Raw genomic sequence first — 2,251 nt, forward strand, 5'->3', positions numbered from 1 at the left:
CCCCCCTTTCGTGCTTGGCAACACCGCGCGGTCGCCCGCCTCGTTCAGCGGCAGCAGATTGATGTCCGCGACGACAGGACGGGTGGCTCCCGCCAACGTGCTATGTGCGAGCCGCATCAGGACCGTGCGGTAATCGGTCGCCAGTTGCATCACGGTGTCGCGATCCAGACGCGCACCGTCCCATGACCATTCGAGCGCGATGCGGCCACGCCGCGGCATGACCGCCAGTGCAAGCGGATAGTGCGTGGCATCAACCGCATCGACATGTGTGATGGCCAACGGCCCATCGCTGTTGGCATCGCGACCCGCCTGGCCGCCGCGCGCGTCGGACACGGTGGCGTCAAGCGGATAGTTTTCGAAAACGAGCAGGGAATCGAACAATGCATCACCGCTGCGCCCCAGCCATTGCTGGACACGCGCGAGCGGCGTCGACGCCATGTCACCCATTGCGCTCAGGTGTTGCTGCAGCGCGCCCAGCCAGTCTCCCAATGGCGCGGATGGCGCAACGTCGAACAATACCGGCAGCGTGTTGATAAACAGGCCGACCATCCGATCCGCCCCGGGCAGATCCGACGGACGACCCGACAACGTCGTCCCGTACGCAACGCGTGTGCGATGCCCATACCGCGCCAACACGATCGCCCAGGCACCCTGCATGATCGTATTTAACGTGACCCGATAATCGCGCGCTGCCTGGGTCAAGCCATCCGACAGTCCCGGCGGCAGTTGCTCACGCGAGGTCGCAACGCCCGGCACGCGCGCCTGTGGCGCGGGCACGCTTGGGATCAGTGTGGCGGGCAACGCGTCCTCGCCGGTCGCCGCGATGTTCGATGCGCCAACGTCATGGTTTTCTCGATGCAAACCACCCAAGGCATGCCGTTCCCACCATTCACGCGTGGCGGGATCGTCAGACACGCGATTCACCCGCGTGAGATAAGTACGGTAACCGGGTACCGATGCAAACGTGCAAGCCACCCCGTCCAGTCTGGCTTGGTAGTCGCGCAGCACTTCGCCGAACAGCGTGGCCATGCTCCAGCCATCCAGCAGCACATGGTGATGGGTCCAGACGATATCGGTCACACCGCCGTCTTGTTCAAAAACCGCGATACGCATCAGCGGCACGGCGTCGAGTGCCATGCCTTTTTCGAGATCGCGGGCGCGCCATGCAGCCAAGGCCGTTGCGACATCGGCGTGATCACGTCCACGCCAGTCGTGGACGACGTAAGGCAGCGGGCCATGCCGCTGAACGACCTGCATCGGCGCGCCACCGTGTTGCCACAGGAAGCGGGTACGCAGCATTGGATGGCGGATCATCGCGGCAGCCCATGCCGCGTGAAACACCTCGGCATCAAAGCGGCCGCGCAACGTCAGGTGAAACTGATTCAGGTACGCGGCGTTTTCTCCACCCGCCACCGAATGGAACAAAAGGCCACTTTGCAACGGGCTCGCCGGATATACGTCGTCGACATGCTCCGGCACCAACCCCAACGCCCGCCAGGTGCGATGCACCGCACCTGCGGCATCCGCATTTCCATCCGCCGCCACGTTAGCGGAAGCGGTCACCGATAGCGCCGTATCCGGTTTCCCGGCATGCACGTCGGCGCTTTCCGAATGACGTGCCACATCATCGGACTCGGTGGATCGCGTCACGATGGCCGCGTTTATCGGTTGTGCGCGGGCGGACAACGCGGCAATCGTCGGCGCCTCGAACAGTTGGCGAGGCGTAATGACCCAGCCCGCCTCACGGGCTTGCGCGACAATTTGCAAACTCAAGATCGAATCGCCCCCCACGACAAAGAAATTGTCGTGTCGATCGATCTTCACTTGGCCCAGCACCTTGCGCCACACCGCGGTCAGCACGGCCTCCGCCGGCCCGACCTCGACGTCCAATCCAGCCGCCTGCGCCCCACGCTGCGATTCGTCGGCGTCGGCTGTCTTACCCTGGCCCTTCGCATCGGTGACGATTTCCGGCAACGGCAAGGCACGGCGATCGAGCTTGCCATTCGCCGTCAGTGGAAATTGGTCGATGATGACAAACGCCGACGGCACCATATGGGCGGGCAAACGCTCCGACAGCCAGCCATGCAACGCTTCACGATCATATCGCGGGACATGTGTACCGTCGTTGTCGCCGCCTCGTGTACCGGTGTTGCCATCGCGTGGTACAACATAGGCGATCAACCGCGCCGGATGCGCTTGCAATGCGCCTGCCGGCGCATGCGCCCTTTCACGCGCTGCGTCGCTTCCTTGC

General features: G+C 63.8%; 1 protein-coding gene. It reads right to left on the reverse strand.

Annotated elements, in window-relative coordinates; translation table 11 throughout:
• Window positions 1-2,251, reverse strand: a 2,251-nt coding sequence (locus tag WM40_RS26485; RefSeq protein ID WP_236693721.1) for a condensation domain-containing protein, incomplete at both ends; no start/stop codon positions are given.

Source organism: Robbsia andropogonis (genome assembly GCF_000970345.1).
GTDB classification, from domain to species: Bacteria; Pseudomonadota; Gammaproteobacteria; order Burkholderiales; family Burkholderiaceae; genus Robbsia; species Robbsia andropogonis.